This window comes from Burkholderia territorii (assembly GCF_001718335.1).
Lineage (GTDB): Bacteria > Pseudomonadota > Gammaproteobacteria > Burkholderiales > Burkholderiaceae > Burkholderia > Burkholderia territorii.
In genome coordinates, this window is the sequence record NZ_CP013367.1 from 53,523 (window position 1) to 77,309 (window position 23,787).

11 protein-coding genes are annotated in these 23,787 nt (G+C 63.9%); 6 read left to right on the forward strand and 5 right to left on the reverse strand.

The annotated features are described in order from the left end of the window. The first annotated feature begins 515 nt into the window (after positions 1–515). From WS51_RS26480 to WS51_RS26500, 5 genes are all read left to right on the forward strand, one after another. Positions 516–8,930, forward strand: coding sequence for a two-partner secretion domain-containing protein (locus tag WS51_RS26480; RefSeq protein WP_081333613.1), 8,415 nt, complete (start codon positions 516–518; stop codon positions 8,928–8,930). An 8-nt stretch (positions 8,931–8,938) separates the two neighbouring features. Then, positions 8,939–9,757, forward strand: a complete 819-nt coding sequence (locus WS51_RS26485; protein WP_059769011.1) for a hypothetical protein — start codon at positions 8,939–8,941, stop codon at positions 9,755–9,757. Between the two features lie 5 nt (positions 9,758–9,762). Continuing rightward, a complete protein-coding gene (locus WS51_RS26490; RefSeq protein WP_069230059.1) occupies positions 9,763–11,790 on the forward strand; it encodes a two-partner secretion domain-containing protein in 2,028 nt (675 codons plus the stop codon). A 208-nt stretch (positions 11,791–11,998) separates the two neighbouring features. Further along, positions 11,999–13,732: a ShlB/FhaC/HecB family hemolysin secretion/activation protein gene (locus WS51_RS26495; RefSeq protein ID WP_069230351.1), complete on the forward strand. Its 1,734-nt coding sequence runs from the start codon at positions 11,999–12,001 to the stop codon at positions 13,730–13,732. Positions 13,733–13,784: 52 nt separating this feature from the next. Next, complete coding sequence (locus tag WS51_RS26500) at positions 13,785–14,633, forward strand: peptidylprolyl isomerase (protein WP_059505313.1); 849 nt, start codon at positions 13,785–13,787, stop codon at positions 14,631–14,633. A gap of 550 nt (positions 14,634–15,183) precedes the next feature. On the opposite strand, the gene deoC is transcribed toward WS51_RS26500, so the two are convergent. Then, positions 15,184–15,864: a deoxyribose-phosphate aldolase gene (deoC, locus tag WS51_RS26505; protein ID WP_060271918.1), complete on the reverse strand. Its 681-nt coding sequence runs from the start codon at positions 15,862–15,864 to the stop codon at positions 15,184–15,186. Positions 15,865–16,010: 146 nt separating this feature from the next. Between deoC and deoR the strand changes: the two genes are divergently transcribed. Continuing rightward, positions 16,011–16,781, forward strand: coding sequence for a DNA-binding transcriptional repressor DeoR (gene deoR / locus WS51_RS26510; RefSeq protein ID WP_059505309.1), 771 nt, complete (start codon positions 16,011–16,013; stop codon positions 16,779–16,781). A gap of 41 nt (positions 16,782–16,822) precedes the next feature. On the opposite strand, the gene fucP is transcribed toward deoR, so the two are convergent. The 4 genes from fucP to WS51_RS26530 form a co-directional block, all read right to left on the reverse strand. Further along, positions 16,823–18,196: an L-fucose:H+ symporter permease gene (fucP, locus tag WS51_RS26515; protein WP_059505307.1), complete on the reverse strand. Its 1,374-nt coding sequence runs from the start codon at positions 18,194–18,196 to the stop codon at positions 16,823–16,825. Positions 18,197–18,239: 43 nt separating this feature from the next. Continuing rightward, positions 18,240–19,166, reverse strand: a complete 927-nt coding sequence (gene rbsK, locus WS51_RS26520) for a ribokinase (protein WP_069230060.1) — start codon at positions 19,164–19,166, stop codon at positions 18,240–18,242. A 519-nt stretch (positions 19,167–19,685) separates the two neighbouring features. Continuing rightward, positions 19,686–20,963, reverse strand: a complete 1,278-nt coding sequence (locus WS51_RS26525; RefSeq protein WP_069230061.1) for an MFS transporter — start codon at positions 20,961–20,963, stop codon at positions 19,686–19,688. A 28-nt stretch (positions 20,964–20,991) separates the two neighbouring features. Further along, positions 20,992–23,766: a molybdopterin-dependent oxidoreductase gene (locus tag WS51_RS26530; RefSeq protein ID WP_236872415.1), complete on the reverse strand. Its 2,775-nt coding sequence runs from the start codon at positions 23,764–23,766 to the stop codon at positions 20,992–20,994. Positions 23,767–23,787: the final 21 nt, after the last annotated feature.

Below are 23,787 nucleotides of genomic sequence, written 5' to 3' on the forward strand. Positions count from 1 at the left end.
TCCCGCAGGCACGTCGGATTTTCAACGCGGATGACAAGCCGCGCCGGATGTCGTGTCCGGTGTCGGATTGTCATCCGCGTTTTTATTTGAAGCGCGTGGGCGACGTGTCCGTGCCTCGAAGCCGGTACTTTCCGCGTCGCCTTGTCGCCTGTTCACCTGCTGTGTCGATAGAAAAACTCGCGGATTAAGTCACGCGCGTAGATTATCAGGCACCACTCGCGGTCGTTTCGTTTTGAATTGCCGATAAAACGTGATGATTGATGCCTTATCGTGATTTGTCGGTCGTGCCGCACCTGTTATCTTTCCGTTCGGATTTGACGGTTGTCGTAGGGGAACGATGACCGATATGTAGAAGCGACTGCGAAGCAGGCGATCTACTTAATAAAAGTTATAAATCAAATAGAAAGCGATATGTAATTGTCGGTGATGCGCTTATTGCATGCCGTGACAATTCTTGACCATCTCGCGATTTCGTTTGTGCAATTATCTGCTGCAAATACCAAGAGAGACCAATCATGCGCCGCGTCATGCGCGAAATCGAGAAACGGCACGTTCAACGGGAAACGGCCAGATCGGGGATTATCTTCGACCGCAGTTCGCTGACCGGCGAAGCACCGGCGCTTTGGGTCAAGGCGACCGCCTGGATCATGACGGTCGTGATGTATTTCAGCCCGGCCGTGCTGCTGATGGATCAGACCGCGCACGCCGCGCCGATCGTCGATCCGCGCGCGCCGATTTCATTCCAGCCGTCCGTCACGCAGACCAGCACGGGTGTGCCCGCGATCAACATCCCCGGCGCCAATGCAAACGGCATCAGCGTCGGGCAATACCAGTCGTTCGACATCGATTCGCGCGGCCTGGTGCTCAATAACAGTACCGTGGCGGGCACGCCGCTGCTTGGCGGCACGCTGGGCGCCAACCCGAACCTGAATGGCCGGCCTGCAACGACCATCATCAATCAGGTCACGTCCAACAGCATCGCGACGCTGAACGGGCCGCTCGAAGTGTTCGGCTCGCCGGCGGCCGTCATTGTTGCGGCGCCGGGCGGCATTGCCGTGAACGGGATGGCGCTGACGAATGTACCGGGCCTGACGTTGACGACCGGCACGCCGCAGTTTCTTACCGGCGTCGGTGGCACCTCGACCGATTTTGCTCATGCCGGGGCGGTTGCATACGACGTTCGGTCGGGAAACATTTCGATAAATGGTCCGGCTGGAGTCAATGGTCCCGGTGCGGGTATCGAAGGTACCGTCGGCAATATCGACCTCATTGGCCAGAGCGTGACTCTCGCGGCTCCGTTGCGCGCGGATCAGCGTGTGAACGTCGTGACCGGCAATCAGCTCGTTACGCCGACGGCCAGCGATCCAGCCGGCACCACGTATGGCACGGCGGCGAACGGCGCGACGAATACAGCTTCCGCCATTGGCAAGGCGATTGCCATCGATGCGAATCAGTATGGTTCGGTGACGAGCGGTACCGTCTACATCGTCTCGACCGCAGCCGGCATGGGCGTGAACACGCAAGGCCCGTTGTCGGCAACAGCGGGCAATGTGGTCGTCAACGCGAACGGCGACGTATCGGTCGGTCAAACGTTTGCCAATCAGAATGTCAATCTGACAAGCGCGGGCAACACCACTATCGGTGGTACTGGCCTCGCAAACCAGAATTACACGGTCAACGCGAACGGCGATATCAATGCGCCGGGCTCGGTGTCGGCCGGGCAGAACGTGACGATGACCGCAGGCGGCAATCTGAACGCTGCGTCCGTTGCCGCCAATGGCACGGCCAATCTCACTGCCGGGCAGTCGATGACGATCGGTTCGCTGACGGCGCACGACATTGCGCTGCAGACGACGAATGGCGATCTCACGGTCGGAGGGTTGAGCGCGCCGGGAACGGTGTCGGCACGCGCTGGACGCGATTTGACCGTCAATGGTGCGGTGCAGGGCGGTAGCACGGTCGAACTGACGGGCGCGCGCAATGCGACCGTGAATGGGCAGGTTTCAGGCGTGGGCGACACCACGATTGCTGCGCAGACGGGTTCGGCAACCGTGAACGGCAACGCGCTGTCGAATGCGGCGTTGTCCGTGACGGCAGGGCAGAACGCGGCTGTCGGCGGTACGGTGCAGGCGCAGGGGCCGGTGACGGTCGCAGCTCAAGCCGGCTCGATCACGGGGCAAGGGAACGTCACGTCGTCGCAGGGTGCCGTGAGCCTGAATGCCCGGCGGGCCATCGCGCTCACAGGAGCGGTCCAGAGCGGCAGTACGATCAACGCGACGGCCGGCACGAGCGCCGGTTTTGGCGGCACGGTGTCGGCACCCGGTGCGGTAACGATTCAGGCGGGGCAGGATACGACGCTCGGAGGGAACGTAACGAGCGGCGGGAATCTGAGCGTCACGTCGGGCGGTAACACTAGCGTGCAGGGTTCGGCCGCGTCGGTTGGCGACATGACGCTCGCGGCCAACGGTGGCGCCCTGAACACAACTGGCAACGTGGTGTCGCTCGGTTCGTTGACCGCGAGCGGATCGCAGGGCGTGACCTTGGGCGGTCTCGTGTACAGCGGCGGCAATGCATCGATTGGATCGAGCGCGGGTAGTGTTGCGATCGCGGGTGCCGTGTCCACGCCGGGCGCGGTCAATATCAATGCCGGGCAGGACGCGACGGTCGCCGGGACTATCCAGAGCGGCCAGACTACGACGATTGCCGCCGCGCGCGATGCGAACCTGAATGGCGGCCTCGCGGTCAGCAACACGGGCAACGCGAGCGTGAAGGCGGGCCGCGACATCAACGGCACGGGTGGGCTCAGCGTCGCAAACGACACGACGCTCAATGCCGGCAACAACATCGCGATCTCGGGCGCGATTCAGACCGGCAACAATCTGAGCGCAACCGCCGGTCAGACTCTGTCGGTGGGCGCAACGACCGCGGTCGGCAACAGCACACTGACGGCGACCAACGGCAGCGCGACGCTCGCGGGCGACGCCCTTTCCGGCGGGGCAACCACGATAACGGCCGGCACGGATGTGAACGCGCAAGGCAGTCTCAAGAGCCTGGGCGATCTGAGCGCGACCGCCAAGTCCGGCAATCTGACGGCCACCGGCCCGGTTTCGACAGCCGGCAACGCGATGCTGACCGCCGGTCAGAATCTGACGCTCAACGGCCAGACCACAGTCTCGAAGGATGCGAGCCTCACGGCTACCAACATCGCGACGCAAGGCGTCGCGGTCGGCGGCAATCTCACTGCGACGGCGACGAACAACCTCGACACGTCGGCGGGTCAGCTCAGCCAGCCGTTCAGCGCGACAGCTCCAGCACTGACGGTGGGCGGCAACGCGACACTGTCTGGCGCGAACGTGACAACGGCGAACGCGGTGGTCGGTGGCACGACCAACATTACCGGCACGCAAAGCGTGACGACGGGTGGCACGGGCGCGTTCAAGGGTGATGCGACGCTCGCCGGTGGCACGGTATCGAACGTCGGCACGCAGATGGCGGCCGGCAATCTGAACGTGTCGGGCACCACCGTCACGAACTCGGGCAGCCTGTCATCGCTGCAGACGGCGACCGTCACTGCGAGCAACCTCAACAACTTCGGGACGATTTACGGGCCAACGGCGAATTTCAACGTGTCGGGCGCGACGACCAACTCGGGCGGACTGCTCGCGACGAACGCGCTGAACCTGACGACGAGCAGTCTGAGCAACGTCAACGGCCTTGTTTTCTCGGGCGATGTCAACCATCCGACTGCCGCAGTCGGCAACACGACTGTAACGGTGACAGGCGGCAATGGATCCTTCGACGACACCAACGGGCGGATCCTCGCGCAAAACGTTGCGATGCTGAACCTGCCGAACCAGACGCTCGACCCATCGGTCGCCAGTTATGGGACCGTCAACGGCGGGAACGGCCTGAACCTGTCCGCGCAGTCGGTGAGCAATTCGGGTACGTGGACGTTGCCGGGGACCGCGGTCACCGTCTCGACGACCAACGGGATCAGCAACGCTGGGACGATCAACCAAGGCACGGGTTCACTGACGCTGAACGGTGCGGTGGGTAATACGGGGGCGATCAACGGCAACGAACTGACGATCAACGGATCGCTTGCGAACGCGGCAAGCGGCACAGTGACGGCGAACGACGCGTTCACGCTGAACGGTTCGGGAACGAATGCGGGTACCGTCCAGGCCGCCAACAAGCTGTCGATCTCGGGCACGAGCTACGACAATTCGAACGGCACCACGAAGGCAGGCAATGCGAACAGCCCGGCCGGCAGCGGCAATGCGTCGATCCAGTTGAGCGGCGACCTGACGAATGCTGGCGGTACGCTCACGGCGACCAACGATCTGGCCATCACGGCCAACAACGTCATCAACTCGGGGGCGACCGGCTCGGGCACTACCACTACCACGAGCAAGACGGTCGACAACACCGCGCTGATCATGGCCCTGGGTGTCGGCAAGGACACGCTCGACTATTACTATCTCTACGCCGCGGAGAATGGCTTTTGCTGTGAGGTTGACCAGACGCCTCAAACGGTTTCGCTGGCCGATGCGCTTGCGCCGACCGGCTCGACGAGCTCGCAGTATCTGCAAACGAGTCAGCCCGTTGCGACCTCAGGGACGGTGACCTATGTGCTGGTGCCGACCGTCACGGGTACCAGCAATTCGGGCAACAGCGTCGTGCAGAATCTGTGGTTCATCGAGACCCCGCAGAACGCCCGCCTGGCGCTGCAGAAGAAGGTCGTGGCGCTGCCGACCGTCACGGAGACTACGACCACGACGGGTGGGCAGCCAGGCGCGGCATCCGTGATCGCGGCAGGCCACAACCTCAGCCTGACCGCGAACAGCCTGAACAACCAAGGCGGGACCGTCAGCGCGGGCAACGACGCCAACCTGAATCTCCAGTCATTGTCGAATGGTGGGTCTACCTACAGCTCGACAGTCACGGATACCGTCGACCTCGCGTCGATCAACAACTTCCTGTCGCAAGCGCCGTCGACGATTTCGATCTGGAACTACTACAACGGCGCAAACCCATTCGGCCCGTACAGCACCGGGTATTACATCGACGGCGGCAGCATCAAGCTGAACGCACCCGGTACAGTCGCGCCCCTGACGACCTCCTCGAGCACGAGCGTTCAAGGTGCTGCGGGCCAGGTTGTGGCCGGCCATGACCTGAACCTGTCGGGCGGGAATATCACCAATGCCGGTTCGCTCGTCGCGGGCAACAACGTCACGATCGAGACGGCCAGCTTCACCAATCAAGGAACGAACATCGGTTCGAAGACCGTTACTGCGGGATGCGCATCTGGCTTCTCGAATTGGGGTTGCAATGGCCTGAAGACGACGAACCCGAATTCGGAGACGTACAGCTACCAGCAAACCAACAGCAACGTGACGGCGGGGAACAATCTCGTCATCGCATCGAATCAGGTCGCCAATACGTACGGCAATCTGGTCGCGAAAAACAATGTCGTGATCGGTGGTACTGGCACGACGGCGACATCGCCGACCCAGGCCGCGAACGTGTCGAACACTTCGGGGGCGATCGAGGCCGGCAATGACGTTCAGATCAATGCGGCCACGCTGACCAATACGATCGCGGCGCCGGTTCAGGTCCACCAGAACTATGGCAGCGCCACGCCCTTCACGGGCTGCACGAGCAATTGCGAAGCCTATGTCGACGTGCAGTCGGCGAGCCCGGCGACCATCACGGCCAACCATAACGTCAATCTGACGGCAGGCACGTTCAGCAACGCCGGCAGCCTCGTGACGGCGTTGAACAACGTCACGATCAACGCATCGAACTCGGCGACCTCGAACAACCAGTACCTGAGTGCGTACTGGGCGAGCAACCTGACGCACTATACGGCGTCGTATCCGGCATGGGGCTGCGCCAACAATCCGACTCTGTGTGCGTCGCTGTACGGCAGCGCGTACAGCAGTGGCGCGGCGCAGGACCCGGCCGGATTGCCCTCTTCAGTCGGGATGTCGGATTTCGTGCCGGCGACGATCCAGGCGGGCAACACGTTGTCAGTGAATTCGCCGACGCTGACGAATACTGGCAATGTGATCGGGCAGACCGTGAGCCTGACGGGTGCGCAGCTCGTCAACGGCCTGAACAATCCGAACGTCTACACGCCTCCGCCGGCTGTAACGGGCCAGGTGGTGTCGCTTGGGCCGCCGTCGGTACCGTCGAGCGCGTCGACGACCGTCAACAGCGCCGGACTCGTGACCACGCTGTCGGGACACCCGACCTCGGTGACGGGCGCCGCGGGCCTGCCGCCCAATACGCCGATCGGCGTGCAGACCGTCGGCAAGCCGGTCGCACCCATCGTGCCGACAGCCGGGACACCGTCGTCGACGTCAGTGCAGACCATTGCCGGCGCAGCAAAGAACGCGACTTACCTGATCAATAACCCCGTGTCCCAGGTGATCGGTACGCTGGGTCCGCAGGCATTGCTCAATGCGTTGCCGGCGATCTTGCAACCGGGCAGCACGCCGTTCTATTACGACCCGTACACGGAAAGCCAGCAGATCGAGCAGGCAGCGCTGCAAGCCACTGGCAAGAGCAGCTTCTACAGCACGACGAGCGCGACGGACAGCACGAGCCAGGCGTCGATCGAGAATCAGGACAAGGCGGCGCTCTATGGCGCTGCCCTCGAGTACGCGAAGCAGAACAACGTCGCGCTCGGCACGCAACTGAGCCAGGCGCAGCTCGCCTTGATCGATCATCCGATGCTTTGGTACGTCGAGGAGACGGTGCCACAACCGGGATGCACGGCGACGGGTAACGGTGCCTGCCCGACCGTGCAGGCGCTGATGCCCGAGGTGCTGCTGCCGCAGAACTATGCGGTGGTGAAGGCGGACGGCGAGATCACGGGGACGAACGTCGCACTGAATTTCGCGAACAGCATTCTCAACACGGGTTCGATCTCGGCACAGAACCTGACGGTCAATACGGCCAGCCTCACGAACGAACAGCGTTCGACCAACATCGGCACCATCTACAACGATGTCGATGGCGGCGTTGCGGTTACGACGGGCACGGTGGTACAGCAAGGCGGCTTCATGTCGGCCGCCAACTATGACCTGCAGGTGCAAAGCCTGAACCAGATCGGCGGAGCGCTGCAGCAGCTCAACGCCGACGGCACCGTGAACGCGGCCGGCACGCAAGCGATGCTGGCAGATCTGAAGAGCCAGCTGGGCGGACAGTTCACACAATCGAGCGTCAGCAACAACATCCATACCGACGTTATCTCGGACGGCGGGATGGGGCCGATCATGATCGTGCAGGCGGTGATCAGCGTCGCTGCATCGATCGCCTTCTCGCCGATACTTGGCGCCGCGCTCAGCGCGTTGATGAACCAGGCCGACACGGGCCAGTTCAGCATCGCGAACCTGGGCAAGGCGGTCGCGGTCGCTTACCTGACGCAGGGGATCGACGAAGGGCTCGGGCTCAACAACTTCCAGTCGGTCGGTGCGAACCTGGTGTCGTCCGATGCCTCGGTGACGCTCGCGAACCTTGGCAACACGGCGTTGCAGATCGGCGAGCAGAGCGTGGTCAACGCCGGGATCTCGACGGCGATCCAAGGCGGTAGCTTCATGACCGCGCTGCAGAACAACGTACTGACCGATCTCGCGGCGGTTGGAGCGAACGCCATTGGCACTTACCTGCCGTCCGGCTCGGTCAGCAACGTGCTCGCCCACGCGGCGCTCGGCTGTGCAAGTTCGGCCGCGTTGGGCACGGGATGCGCCGGTGGTGCCGTGGGCGGTGCGGCAAGCGCGGCACTGAACCCGGTGATCGATCCAAACGGAAGCATGCCGCCCGCAGTGCTGGCCGCCGTTGAAACGCTGGTGAGCGGTAGCCTCGCCGATGCGCTCGGATTCAATTTGCAAGGCGCAATGACCGCCGCGCAGAACGAGACGCTCAACAATTGGTTGAAGCATCGTCCGTCGCCTTCCAATCCGATGGCGCTAACGGAAAAGCAGCAGCTCGATCGCGCGATTGCAATGTGCGCCCAAGGCGATGCGGAAGCCTGTACGCTCAAGAAGTCGTTGGTTGCTCTTTCACAGAATCGGGACGATACGCTTAAGAGCGCCTGTGCAGGAGGCACAGGCACACCGGCATGTAAGGGCGCGATGGCGGCCGCGCTTGCCGGTGGGAACAACCTGTCGTTCGAGAACGGGACCGTTTATGCGTTTGATCCAACTGACCCGGCTGCAAAGGCAAACGGCAAGTCGTTTCCGACGATCTATGCGAACTCGTTCGACGGACAGATGGCGAGCAATCTGCTCGATGCGTTGCAGAATGCACCCATCGAGATTCCGGGCGTCGGAGCCGTCTTCGGTATGCTCGGCATTGGCGCGAAGTCGCTGTTCGGCATTGGTGCAGAGGCGGCAGCGGATGCGAGCAAATCCGGCTGGCGCGTGTTCAATGGTATCGAGGTGAATCCGAATCTGCCGCCTCCCATCGCTGGCTGGGACTACTCACCAAACATGCTGAATCGCGCAACAGAAAACCAAATCTGGGGGCACTGGACGGGCTATCAGGGTGAGATTAATCTGGCGAACTCGGTCGCCGGCTTGCCGAATGAAACCGTGGTGCGTTGGGGGGATGCGGTCGGGACCAATGGCAGTGACATCATCTCTGTCAACAGCGCGACGGGACAGGTGAATTTGTGGGACAACAAGTTCAGGACCGATATCCGGGGTCTTACTCCTTCGGCGACCTTTGCTAATGACTCTGCTGCATTTGAAAGTGCGGTAGGGCAAGCGAAGCGGGAGATACTTAATTCGAATCTTCCGCCGGAGATTAGGCAGAAAGCTTTGGACAATTTAAACAGTGGTAATTTTGTGACTAATACAGTTGGATCTGGCGGATTGAAGAATTCAGTATCTATTCGATATTGTGGCGGAAAGCCCTGCTAGGAGAAGCTATGTTGTTCGATCCGATCATTTCCCGGGAAAGAGGTTTTGAGCCGGAAATGTTGCGGTGGCTGCTCGGGACTCAATACGATGCTGCTCGCCCTATGGGGAATGTTGCATTATTTGAACTCGAGACCGCAATTTGTGGATGGCTTGTTGGGCTTCATGATGAAGTAGCGCCAATTGTGCCACGCTGCGCGGAGTGGATTGCGAAGGCAATTGAAAAAGATGAGGATTTTGGTGTTAATAAAAATCTTCACCGAAGGAGTTTGTACTGGGCGAAGGTAATCGCTGATTGGATGGATCTGGGATGGGACAGCGACCTGTGGGAGAACGCCCGGATTTTTGAGGAAGCGGCATGGCGCTATGAAAAGCGTCCGTGGCCGATGAACGAGATTATCCGGGACGGCTTGGACGACTACATGGCGTTTGCCTACCAGACCGGTGACGATGCGACGCCCGATGGCATGGAAGGATTCGAGAACGGTATCCAGATGTACGAGCACTGGGTGAACGACAAGCCGCCTTCGCTTTCGAAAACGCTCAAGCCACGGGAATACGCGTATGCGCTGTGTCTCTATGGTTGCCGTCCAGAGATCTCTTACGCCAACGGCTACACGCCGGAGGCTCTATTCGAAGCGGGCCGACGCATGCTGAAGGCCAACCTCGAATCGAAGTGGTTTGGGGCTGGGCAATTCATTCGTGGCGCAACGTGGCTCAAGATCGTCTACTGGAATCGTGGGGAAGAATTGACACCGCTGCAGACGATTCTGAAGGCCTACGACAACATGCCGAACGTGCCGCGTCCGGATTTCGTTAAGGAAGGTTGAGCGCCATGCGTCTCAGGCTGATCGTATTGACATTGGCGACAGCGTTTCCGGCCTGCGTGCTGGCGGCCGGTATCGTTCCGGACGGTGGCACAGCGACCACGGTGTCGACAGCCGGGAACGGCCGTCAGGCGGTGAACATTGCGCCTGGGATTGGTGGCGTCTCGAACAACACCTATTCGTCGTTCAATGTCTCGAAGGCCGGTGCGGATCTGAACAACGTCGGCATCAACGCACGCACGATCGTCAACCAGGTCACGAGCACGAACCCGTCGCTGATTCAGGGCAACATCAACGTGCTGGGTCCGCGCGCGAACGTGATCCTGGCCAATCCGAACGGGGTCACGGTCGACGGTGGCAGCTTCACAAATACGGGTCACGTCGTTCTGTCGACGGGGCAGGTGGGCTTCACCGACCTCACGCTTGCGCCCGGTGTTGTACAGCGCAACGTCGTCCTGACGACCAATCGCGGTGCCATCACGATCGGTCCCGGCGGGTTATCGGGCACGCTGGTCAACCTCGACCTGATCGCCAAACAGCTGAGCATCAACGGACCGGTCACTAACGATTTCACGAGCTCGACGAGCGGCATCCGCGCGATCGCCGGCGATAGTACCGCGACGTACGACACGAGTTTCTCTCCATCGGACAACGGCCACGACTGGCTGATCGGCACGACATCGCCAGGCACCAAAAGCAACGCCGTCGCCGTCGACATCACGGCGGCCGGCGGGCTGACGGCCGGCCGCGTTCAGCTGATCGTTACCGACCAAGGCGCGGGCGTGCACAGCCTCGGCAAGATCTACGCGAACGCCGGCGACGTGGTAGTCACGGCAAACGGGGACATCGCAATTTCCGACGGTTCGCTAAAGGCAGAGCGCGACGTCGCACTGACGACGCCTGGTACCGTGTCGCTGCAGGGGGCACAGGTAACGGCCGCGAACAACGTCAACGTTCAGGCCGGCAGCATCGCGCTGTCCGACGACGCTACCGGCCCAACGACCGTGAGCGCCGGCAACACGCTCAACCTGACGAGCAGCGGCGCGATTACCAACACCGGCAGCCTGATTCAGGCCGGCACGACGGCGAGGGACGGCACCACGACCGGCGGGGACGTGATCCTCACCGCAGCAGGCGACATCACGAACCGCTCCAGTGCGAACAACCTCGGGATCATGTTCGCGGCCAACGGCCAGACGAAGCTTACGGCGGGCGGCAACATCATCAACGACAACGCCCGCATTCTGTCGAACGGCGCCGTAAGCCTCACCGCCACCGGTGACGTGCAGAACATCATCGACCATACCGGCGGCACGAACGGCGGCCAACCCACCGCGTATTCCGACCGCGGCGGCAGCTTCCTGTTCTTCACGCATACGACGAGCGGATTCAATGTTGACTACGGCACGGTCAGCAACCCGGATCAGCTCGCCTATGTCGCCGCCGTGCACGGCCCGGTGACGATCACGAGCCGCAACTTCACGAATGCCGGCGGGATCGTTCAATCGAACGACGGCGACGTCAATATCGCCGCGCAGAGCGCCTTCACGAACGCCGCTGTCTTCACTGGCCAGGCGAGCTATACGCGCAGTTGCTGGATCTTCTGCCACGCCGACGCATCGAGCAATGTCACGCCGTACGGCGGCACAATCCAGGCAGGCGGCAACATCGGCATCAAGGCCGGCTCGGTCGCCCGTAACGTCGGCGGCAACGTCTTCGCGACCGGCGACATCAAGGTCGACGCGCCGATCACATACGCGCAAGGCGTGACCGGCTACTCAGCGATCAACCAGCATCGCGGCTTCAAGGCGTTCTTCGGCAGTACGTGGGCGCAGATCATCGCGATGGATATCGGCGGCGGCTTCACCGCGAACGGGAGCGTGACGCTCACAGGCGACGGCGTCATCGATGGCGGATCATTCAGTGCCGGCAAGGGCGTCACCGCGGCCGGTGGCATTACGACGGTACGCGCGCCGTCGCGCACGCCGGTCCAGATCGATCAGCATCTGGGCCTGACGACGTGGTGGTGGCGGTAGACGGGATGAACTACCAAACAAAAGATCGACTCGGGGTCGCTGTCATCGTGTTTCTCGCCGTCGTGGCCATCGTAGCCGCTGCTAAGAGCGAGACCGCTGGCATGACAGCATCAACGCTCGGGCACCTGCACGCACAACAACGATGAAATCACGCGCATTCCCCCGATTGAAGCTGCCGCTGCTTGTCGCGAGCCTCGCTGCATTCCACATGCCGGCGCACGCACAGACTCCGCCCCCCGCCGGTCGGCCGGTGCAGGATCCGGCGCAACTGATCATCGAGCAGCAACGCGAGCAAGCGCGCCAGCGTCAACTCGAACAGCCACCAGCTTCGATCACGGTCACGCCGACACCGGAGGCGACCCTCGACATTCCGGTCGATACGCCCGTCGATGCCATCGTCGAAGCAGGGCCGACCTTTACGGTCAAGCAGATTGTCATGCAGGCACCCGACGGCAAGCCGTTCGAATCACCTCGCGGCATCTCGGCCAAGGAGCTCGACGCGATTGTCGAACCGTTCGTGAACCACGAGCTCGGCTCCCACCGCATCAACGTCTTGCTGAAGCGCATCACGGACGTGTTCGTCGCACACGGTCTCGTGACGACGCGTGCGCTGCTCGGCCCGCAGAACCTTGCCACCGGCACGCTGAAGATCACGATTCAACTCGGCACGATCGAAGCGTTCACGGTCAACGGCAAGCCGATCCACCGGCTCAAGGCGGGCGAAGCATCGGCGGGCGGCGGTTGGCTGACGGATGCCGGCTACGAAAATGCGTTTCCGGCGGCGACCGGCGAGCCGTTGCGCCTGTCGGATATCGATCAGGGCGTCGCGCAGATCAACCGTCTGCGCCGCAACCAGGCGACGGTCCAGATCCTGCCGGGCCAGAATCCTGGCGAATCGATCGTCGACATCGGTAACAAGTCGGGCGATCGGCTGTACTACACGTTGGGCGTCGACAACTACGGCAGTTCGGCGACCGGCGTGACACGTTATCGCGCGGGCATCGAGGCCGACAACCTGCTCGGCCTGCAGGAATCGCTGAGCGTGAACTTCCTCGACAGCCTCGATAGCAACGCGATCGTCGGCTCGTTCGCCGTGCCGTTCGGCCGTCATACATTCAGCTATACGATTTCCGATTCGGAATACCAGCAGGTGATCGGCACGACCGCACTCGAATACGGTCGCACGCTGTCGCACATCTTCGGCTGGAATTATCTTGTGGGCCGCAGCGTCAGCGATATCACCAGCGTGGACGCCACGGTGTCCTGGCGTCGTACCGATCGCGAGGTCAACGGCATCGATCTGGATCCGCAACGGGTTGCCGTATTGCGACTTGGCGGCAACTGGCTGCACAAGTTCGTAATGAACGACGCGCAGGGCAATTTCACGCTGAACGGCGGGGTGTCGCAGGGCCTGCCATGGTTCGGCGCGAACCATGATCCGCACGGCATCACGCGCGACGAAGCGCACAGCCAGTTCACAAAGGTGGATGCGACTGCTGCGTTCACGCTGCCGTTGCCGAAGATCGGAAACGCGCTGCTTGCGTATCGGGGCGTGCTCGGCGGGCAATATACGAACATGGCGCTGTTCGGATCCGAGCAGCTGTACCTCGGCGGGATGGATACCGTGCGCGGCTTTCGCTCGGGCGAGATTGCGGGAGACCGCGGTTTCTACTCGCGCAACGAACTGGCCTGGGTGAATGCGCCGGCGTGGAAGGACGGTCGAATCGAACCGTACGTGTTCGTCGATGCGGGTAAGGCCGGCCTTGTCTCGATACCGGGTTTCCCGACACTCGCCGGGGCGGGCGCAGGGCTGCGTGCACAATGGCAGTGGCACAAGCAGTACCTGTCAGGCGAGGTCCTGGTCGGGCGTGCGTTGACGCAGCCCGCTGCGCTTGGACCGAAGGCAACGTTGGTATTGGCGACGGTCAACTGGAACTATTGACCGGCCCTGGACGATCCCAAGGGCTTGTGCGCTCATTTATTGGAAATGCGAAATGATGACGAAAACCAACCTGAGGTACACGCTGTCCACATTAACCCTCACTGCGGCATTGACGGGTTCGGCATTCGCGCAGACGTCGGCTGCATCACAGCCGACCGGCTCCGTTGCGACGGTCAACGGCACCGCGATCACACAAGCGGAAGTCGACGCAGTGCTGCGCGCGTCGCGGCAACCGGATACGCCGCAGGTGCGACAGGCGATCAAGAATCAGCTGATTGCACGCGTGCTGATCCAGCAGGCAGCAGAGAAGGCAAACTACGGCAGCAAGCCGGAAGTGCAGGCAGCGATGCAGGTCGCCAAGGCGAATGCCGAGACGCAGCTGTATCTGAAGGACAACGTGAAGCCGGATCCGGTAACGGATGCGCAGGTCAAGTCGCGTTACGACGAGATCGTCGCGTCGCTCGGCAAGGACGAATACAAGCCGCGCCTGATCGTCGTCAGGGATGCGGCAACGGCCGCGACCGTACTGAGCGAACTGAAGGCGGGCAAATCGTTTGACGGACTCGCACGTCAATACAGCATCGCGCCGAGTCGGGACACGGGCGGAGAACTGCCGTGGGTGAGCTTCAAGGTGCCGGCGACGGAGGGCAAGACATCGGGTTTGCCGGTTGCGGTCGCGCAGGCGCTTGAAAAGCTGCCTGTCGGCGCCATCACACCCGAGTCGATTCCGATTGGCGGCGCACGCGCGATCGTCAAGCTGGATGCGAAGCGGCCGACGCAGGTGCCGACGTTCAACCAGGCGCAGGCGACGATCCGTCAGCAGCTCGGCGCGCTTGCGCTGGAAAAGGCAAGTGCGCAGTTTGTCGGTGGGCTGTTGAAGAACGCGACCATCCAGCAGTAGCGACCTCGGGGCACGGCAGCAGCATCGACTCGCATCACCAAGGATTTCGATGGTCTCGTCCGGAGCGAGCTTGGCGCTACCGGGCTCGCAAAGCATTGCCGAGCGGCCCCGGAATTTCCCGATCAGTCAGTGCTGACCAGAAGTACGAAAGTGCCGGAGCCGCACGCAGAAAATCGACGCAATGGCGTGATGCGTGCGTATTGCAATGTCCCAAATGGTCAGCGCTGTTTGCGGCACGCTTATGCGTCGAGCACCGCCAGACCCCGCGGCAGCGTCCGCTTGACCATCGCAAGCAACTGCCGTGCTGCCGTGCTGCCGTCGGCCGCAACGTGATCGCATGCCGCACGGCCGCGGCTATCTGGATCATCATCAACTCCACGAACACGCCGCGTTGCGCCCGCGTGGTGCCTGGCGCCACATTGGCCAACGCATCGGCGAGCAGCCACGTTCGCGCGTACAGCGACACACCCGTGGTACCGGCACCGGCGTTCCTGTCCGGGCTGCAGCCGCAGGACGAAGTGACGATCGATATCGAGCCGGCCGCGATCGCTCAGTACGCCGCGTCGCTGCCGCTCTGGTCGGTGACGATCGCCACGCCCGAGCTCGTGCCGAGCCGCGTCGCGCCGGCTTCGAGCATCGCGAGCGCGGTCGCACGGTCGCGCACGCCGCCCGATGCCTTCACGCCGAGCACGGGGCCGACCGTGCGGCGCATCAGCGCGACGTCCTGCAATGTCGCGCCACCGTGACCGAAGCCGGTCGACGTCTTCACGAACGCGACGCCGAGGTCGCGGCACATCTCGCACACGCGCACCTTCTCGTCGTCGGCCAGCAATCCCGTTTCGAGGATCACCTTGAGCGGCACCGTTCCGCACGCGCGATGCACTGCGTCGATATCGGCCTTGACGTCGTCGGCGCGGCCGCTCTTCAATGCGCCGAGATTGATCACCATGTCGATCTCGCGCGCACCCGCCGCGATCGCGGCCGACGCCTCGAACGCCTTCGCGGCGGACAATCCCGCGCCGAGCGGGAAGCCGACCACCGCACAGACGAGCACGCCGGTGCCGGCCAGCTCGCGCGCGGCGAGCGGCACGTTCGCCGAGTTCACGCAGACCGAGTAGAAGCGATGTTCGGCCGCCTGGCGGCAGAGTTCGCGGATCTGCGCGTCGCTGGCGTCGGGCGCGAGCAGCGTGTGATCGATGGTTTGGGCGAGCTGGGCGTTGGAAAGCGGCATGTGTCGGGACTCCACGAATCGTGTGCCGAAAAGGTACACGGAAAGTTGATGTTTTCACATCGATTTGTTACAAATACGACATTCCGGCCGGGCCTGCGAGCCCGGCACGACGAGCGACGCACGGCACGGGCAGGCAGGATACGGGCATGGAAACGAAGAAGGGCGAACGGATCAAGACGCTGATGAACGTGCTGCAAGGGCAGAACGCGATTCATCTGAAGGAAGTCGCCGAACTGTTCGGCGTGTCGGAAATGACGATCCGCCGCGATCTCGCGGACAACCCGCACGGCCTCAGCCTGATCGGCGGCTACGTGACGCGCCATTTCGCCGCGCAGCGCAGCGACATCGGCGAATATTTGATCAGCGCCGAAAACAATCGGCAAACCGAGGAGAAGCGCCGCATCGGCAAGCTCGCCGCGCAGTTCGTGAAGACGGGTGACACGATCTTCGTCGATTGCGGCTCGACCACGCCGTTCATCATCGACTTCATTCCAGACGACCTCGAATTCACCGCCGTCTGCAATTCGCTGAACGTGTTCGCAAAGCTGCAGCAGAAACCGCATTGCAGCGTGATCCTGTGCGGCGGCGTGTATCACCGCAAGAACATGGTGTTCGAGTCGGTCGCGGAGACGGGCATCCTCGACACGGTGCGCGTGTCGAAGGCGTTCATCTCGGCGGCCGGCGTCAGCGACCGCTGCGGCGTCACCTGCTTCAATTTCCACGAGGTCGACGCGAAGAAGAAGGTGATGGCGCGCGCGCAGAACCGCTTCCTGCTCGTCGATCACACGAAGTTCGACGAAGTGCGCGCCGCTTACTTCGCCGACCTGACCGACTTCAACTACGTGATCTCCGACGGGCAGTTGAGCCGCCGGTACGAGACGGCGATCCGCGAACACGGCATCGCACTCGTGACCTGATGCGCAATGGCGGCGCGGCTGGTCGATCTCGCGTCGCACCGTCAGGCGCCTGACGTGTTGCGCGTGTCGGCGTAGCGCGCGGATGCGCCGCCGTCGGCTGCCGTGCCGGGCATCGCCGCCGGCAGGTGGCGCAGGCAGTAGAACCCGTAGTGGACGATCACGACGAAGCACGCGAGCGGCACGACGAACGCGAGCTGCATGTTGCCGCCGGTGTGATCGGAGATCAGCCCCTGGATCAGCGGCACGACCGCGCCGCCGACGATGCTCATCACGAGGATCGAGCCGCCGTATTCGGTGTCCTTGCCGAGGCCGTCGATCGTCAGGCCGTAGATCGTCGGCCAGCACGGCCCCAGGAACACGCTCACGCACACTGCCGCGTAGACGGCGCTGATGTCGTGCACGCCGATCGTATACGCGAGCAGCGCGATGCACAGCACGCCGTACACGATCAGCACCTTGGCCGGGCCGACGCGCTTCATCACGAGCGTCGCGATCAGCTTGCCGACGAAGAACGCGAAGAAGGTCGCGAGCAGGTAGCGCGATGCACCGCGCTCGTTCAGGCCGCCGATCTGCATCGCGAGCCGGATCGTGAAGCTCCATACGCCGACCTGCGCGCCCACGTACAGGAACTGCGCGACGACGCCCGCGACGAAGCGCCGGTTGCCGGCGAGGCGCGCGAGCGTGCCGCGCGCGTCGACCCGGTGCGTAGCCGCGTTCGAGCCGTTGCCCTTGCAAGCCGGGTAGGGCGTCAGCGCGAATACGACGAATACGGCCACGAGCACGACGATCAGCCACTTGTACGGTTCGAGTGTCGCCTGAATCATCGCGAGCTGGTGCAGGTGCGCGTCGGCCGCGGACATCGCCGCGAGCTGCGCGTGCGATGCGTCGCCTTCCTTGAAGATCAGGAAGCTGCCCATGTAGACGCCCGCCATCGCGCCGAACGGATAGAACGTCTGCGAGATGTTCAGGCGGCGCGTGCTGGTGTCGCGCGGGCCCATCAGCGTCGAATACGAGTTCGATGCCGTCTCGAGGAACGACAGACCCGCCGCGATCACGAACAGCGCGACGAGGAACATCCCGTACTTCGCCATCGACGCGGCCGGGAAGAACAGCAGGCAGCCGGTCGTGTAGAGCAGCAGGCCGATGAGGATCGTCGTCTTGTAGCTGAACTTCTTCACGACGGTCGCGGCGGGAATCGCGAGAAAGAAGTAGCCGAGATAGAACGCGGACTGCACGAATGCCGATTCGAAATCCGACAGGAAGAACGATTTCTTGAACTGCGCGATCAGCACGTCGTTCAGGTTGGCCGCGGTGCCCCACAGCGCGAACAGGCAGCACAGCAGCGTGAACGCGAAGAGGGGCGTGCGGTTCAGGTAGTAGCCGTCGGGCGTGTGTTCGATTCTGGCTCGGCTCATGGGTGTCTCCTTCCCGGATGGTCTCGTCGATGGACGGCGCCGTTCAGCGGGTGGCGTCGCGCAGGAAGCGTTCGAAGGTCGCGGCGTCGGCGTACGACTGCTGCGTGCCGAGGCCCGTGACCGAATGGGCGGCGTAGGCCGACGCGTAACGCATCGCGTCGATCGCATCGCCCGTTGCCGCGTAGCAGCGTGCGAAGCAGCCGATGTACGCGTCGCCGGCGCCCGTGGTGTCGCGCGCGTCGACCTGCACGCCGGCCACGTGCCGGGCGCCGTTGCGCGACACCAGCAGCGAGCCGTCGCTGCCGAGCGTGACGAGCACCTGCTTCAGCCCGCGTGCGACCAGCGATTCGGCAGCACGTGTCGCGCTGTCGCGCGAATCGACCGGCATGCCCGATACGATCGCGAGTTCGGTCTCGTTCGGCACGAAGAATTCGACGGAACGGATTCGCTCGAAATCGAGGCCGGCGACCGCGGGCGCGGGGTTCAGCAGCACCGGAATGCCGTGTCGTGCGCCGAAGTCGATCGCGTGATAGACGGTGTCGAGCTCGATCTCGAGCTGCAGCACGATCAGCGCGCATTCGACGAGCTTCGGCGCGGCCGCGTCGATGTCGGCGGGGCGCAGGTGACGGTTTGCGCCCTTGACGATCAGGATGCTGTTGCTCGAATCAGGCTCGACGAAGATCGGCGCGACACCGCTCGGCACGCCGGCGACCTTGCGCACGTGCGTCGTGTCGATGCCTTCGCGCTCGAAGTTGCGAATCGTGTTGTCGGCGAACACGTCGTCGCCGACCTTCGTGACCATCAAGACACGCGCGCCGAGGCGCGCGGCCGCGACGGCCTGGTTCGCGCCCTTGCCGCCGCAGCCGAGCGCGAAGCTCGGTGCCTCGAGCGTTTCGCCGCGGGCGGGCATGCGCGTGACGTAGGTCACGAGGTCGACCATGTTGCTGCCGATGACGGCGATTGTCTCCATCTGTGTCTCTTCCCTGGAATGGGCGGCCTGTTTGCGCGATGAGCGGTGGCCGTCATGAATGAGAATAAAATCACAATAAATGTGATAATGCAATCTTGTGATGTGAGACGGCTCACTATGTGGGAGGGGGCCCGAACATGGGTTCATTCGGGCACCGGAATCCGAAATTGGGGCACGCTGGTCGCGATCGCGAGCCTGTTCGCGGTCATGGCGCCGGTCGGCTGATCGCTGCTGCAGGAAACCGTGGCGCGCCTTCGCGTCGGCTCGGCGGCGGCGTTCATCTACTCGGGAATTTCGCCGGCATCCCGTCGCCGAGCGTGGCCGGCCGGTTCATTCAGCAGGGCAGCGGTGATGCGAGCGCGTTCGTGCTCGCCGGCGCACCGCTCCTGACGTTGCGGTCCGCGCGCGGGGCGTTGCGCGGATGCGTGGCGGTATGACGGCGCAGCGGGAGGCTCGGCATCACGCAGTTACGCGCAAGCGCGGATCAAACCATCGCGATTGCACCGCGCAATCCGGCATTCAAAGCGACCGGGCCTTCGTCTCCGGGAGAAGCAGGACGGCCAGCAGCACGACGCCGTAAGCGACGCCCGCAAAGATCGCGATGGCGAATGCGAGGCCGAGCGAATGGCTCAGCATGCCGACCAGGCTCGGGAACAGCGCGCCGATGCCGCGGCCGAAGTTGTATGTGAAGCTTTGCGCATTGGCGCGGAAATCCGATGGGTACAGCTCCGTCAGGTACGCACCGACGCCGCTGAAAATGCCGCACGATGAAAATCCGAGCGGAAATCCCAGCCACAACATCTGCGCGTTCGACAGCGGCACGGTCAGGTACACGCACACCGACACGAGGGAGAGCGCGGAGAACAACATGAAGTTGCGTCGGCGACCCCACCAGTCGGAGAGGTACGCGCCGACGACATAGCCGCAAAACGACCCGACGACGATCACGAACAGATAGGCGCCCGTGTCGAGCACGGACAGGTGTCGCTCGAGCTTCAGAAAGGCCGGCAGCCATGTCGACATCGCATAGAAGCCGCCCTGGATGCCGGTGCAAAGCAGCGCGGCCAGCACCGTGCGCCGTGCGTGCGCGCGCGAGAAGATGGCCCACACCGAAGGCTGGCTCCCGTCCAGCTTGCGCGCGGCGTCGGCCTTCACGAACACCTCCGGCTCGGGCACGTGCTTGCGTACGTACAGTACGAGCAGCGCGGGCACGATGCCAACCCAGAACAGCGTGCGCCAGGCCAGCGACTCGGGAAGGACGGAAAACGCAATGCTGTAGAGAATCGCCGCGCCGCCCCAGCCGATGGCCCAGCCGCTTTGCACGAGGCCGACCGCCTTGCCGCGATGCGCAGGAGCGACGATCTCGCCGATCAGCACGGCGCCGACGGCCCATTCGCCGCCGAAGCCGAGCCCTTGCAGCGCGCGCAGCACGAAGATCTGCTCGAAATTCTGCGCGAACCCGATGGCCAGCGTGCACACGGAGAACCACAGGATCGTCGCCTGCAATACCTTGACGCGACCGTATCGATCCGCGAGGATGCCGGCAATCCAGCCGCCCACGGACGAGAAAATCAGCGTCACGGTGCTCAACAGGCCGGCCTTGCCGCGATCGAGGCCCCAGAGGTCGATCAGCGAAGCCAGCACGAAGCTGAACACCATGAAGTCGAACGCATCGGTCGCCCAACCGGCGAACGCTGCCTTGAACGCGCGCTTTCCGGCAGGGTCGAGTCCGGCGTACCACGACGCGCGCGGCGGGATTCGCAGGGCGGCTTCGTCGGCATCTCTCGTTGTCGTCATCGTTGTCGTTCGCGAAGTTGGAAGCGCGCTACCGAAGCGCGGAAGGCCGATTGCCGGTCGCGAGTGCACGCCGCACGACATCCGGCGTGGCCGGCGCTTCGCGGATGCGAACGCCGGTCGCGTGATGGATTGCATTCAGTATGGCCGCGGCCGTCGGAACGAGCGCGGGCTCGCCGATGCCTTTCGCGCCGTACGGTCCGACGGCGGTCGGCGCCTCGATGAAGATCGACTGCACGTCGGGCATGTCGTGCACGGTCGGGATTATGTAGTCGTGCAGATTGTTGTATAGGCCGGGGCGATACTTCTCCATCAGCGCCATGCCGATGCCCTGCGCGACCGCGCCTTCGACCTGCCCTTCGAGCAGAGTCGGATTGACCATCCTGCCGACGTCGTGCGCGGCCACGACCTTGATCACCCGCACGCGGCCGCTTTCGCAGTCCACCGCGACCTCGGCCATCTGCGCGCCGAACGCGTAGGTTGCATAGGGCGTGCCTTGCCCCGATGCATCAAGCGACGTGGTCGGCGGATCGAAGCTTTCCTCGGCCGCGAACACGTAGCCGTGCGCATCGACGGGCAGCGTCCGCAGATCCAGCGCACGGCCGTCGACGGCGATGCCGCACGCATCGCGCGAGATCCGCGCATCGGACGCCGCGCCGGCGAACGCAAGCAGCCGGTGGCGCAGCGCCGTGCCGGCAAGGAAGGCGGCGCGGCCGGTGATGAAGGTCTGTCGCGACGCCGACGTGCGGCCGCAATCCGGCGACAGCGCGGTATCCGGGCCGACGAATTGCAATTGATCGACCGGTACGCCCAGTGCGTCGGCCGCGATTTGCGGAATGACCGTGTTCGCACCCTGGCCGGCATCCACCGCACCCTGGTGCAGAACGATCGTGCCGTCGCGTCGGATTCCGAAGCGCACGGTCGACGGGTTCGGCAGTGCGGTGTTGCCGCAGCCGTAGAAGAACGCCGCGATGCCCACGCCATGGCGAATGTGCGCGGGCGATGCCGCATTCAGCGTCGCGATCCGCGCCTGTGCGTCACGCCACGCCGGACGCAGCGCATCGAGGCAGGCGACGAGGCCGACGCTGTCGTCGAGCACTTGCCCTGTCGGCAGCGTATCGCCGGGGCGCAACGCATTCAGCGCGCGGAACTCGAGCGGATCGATGTTCGCCGCGAACGCCAGCGCGTCGATCAGCTGCTCCTGCGACATCGTCGTCTGCGGCACGCCGAAGCCGCGGAAGGCGCCCGCCGGCGTCACGTGCGTGTGAATCGCGCGCGCATGCGCCGAGTAGTGCGGGATCACGTACGGGCCACCCGCATGCACCGGCACGCGATTCGCGACGGCCGTGCCCCACGACGCGAACGCGCCGGTGTTGTAGTCGCCGTCGAACGTCACCGCGCGGAGCCGGCCGTCGGCATCGGCGGCCATGCTGGACGTCATGCGGCCGGGATGGCGCTTGGTCGACGTGGCCATCGATTCCTCGCGCGAGAACACCATCGCGACGGGCCGGTCGAGATGCCAGGCCGCGATCGCGAGCAGCGGCTGGACCGTCATGTCGAGCTTGCCGCCGAATCCGCCGCCGACGGCGGTTGCCACGACGCGCACCTGTTCCTGCGGGACGCCGAGAATGCGCGCGAGATCGGCGCGATGCGGATGGGGCGCCTGCGTCGACGAGTGGATTTCGATGACGTTGCCCACGCGTCGTGCCCAGCCGGCCTCCGGCTCGAGATACGCATGCTCGACGAAACTCGATTCGAACGTTGCGCTGACGACGTGGCGGGCGTCTCGCATCGCGCGTTCCGGGTCGCCGCGGCGCACCACGCCCTCGATCAGCACATTGCCGGGGCGATCGGCATGCAGCCGCGGGCTGTCGTCCCGCACGGCGTCGGCGATCGAGAGAACCGGCGTCAGCGGCTCCCACTGCACCGGAAAGCGATCGAGGTCGAGTGCCGCGATCGCGGCGCGCTCGCCGACAACCAGCGCGACCGCCTCGAGATGGTGACGTGTTTCGGTATCCGGAAGAACCGGCTGGTCGGCGTACGGCGTCGCGACGCCGTGCAGATTCATGCCGGGCACATCGGCGTGGGTGAGGACGCGATGCACGCCCGGATGCGCGGCGGCGAATGCGCTCAGGTCGCCGAACGCGAAGCGGGCGCGGTGATGCGGGCACCGCACCGCGCGTACGAACAGGCTGTCGGGCGGATAGTCGTCGGCGCCGAATCGCTGGCTGCCGTCGACTTTTTCGGGGCCGTCGAGACGTGTCAGCGGCACGCCGACGGACGGCCCTTCGGACGGCGCGGACGTGCGGCACCGCGCGGGTGCGCCGCATCCGACCTCGGTCACCGCGTCGACGATCTTCTGATAGCCGGTGCAACGGCACAGCACGCCGTCGATCGCGGCCCGTGCCCCGGCGCGGTCGTTTACTTCGCCGGCGTCGATCGCCGCCGCCGCCGCGGTCAGCATGCCGGGCGTGCAGAAGCCGCACTGCACCGCCTGATGGGCGAGAAACGCCTGCTGCAGGCGGCTGCCGCATCGCGTGCCGCCGGCAAGGCCTTCGACGGTGACGACACGGCGCCCCGCGATCTGCCCGACCGGGATCAGGCACGCGTAGCGTGCGGCGCCGTCGACGATCACCGTGCAACTGCCGCAATCGCCCTGGCGGCAGCCTTCCTTGGTGCCGAACTGGCGCAGGTCCGCGCGCAGATGGTCGAGGAGACGCTGCGAGCGGTCCGCCGGCAGGCACCGCCGCGTGCCGTTGAGGTCGAACCAGTCCGGTTCCGGCGAAATCGCAGGGCGATCGCCCACGGCGGTTTCGCGAACGTCGCC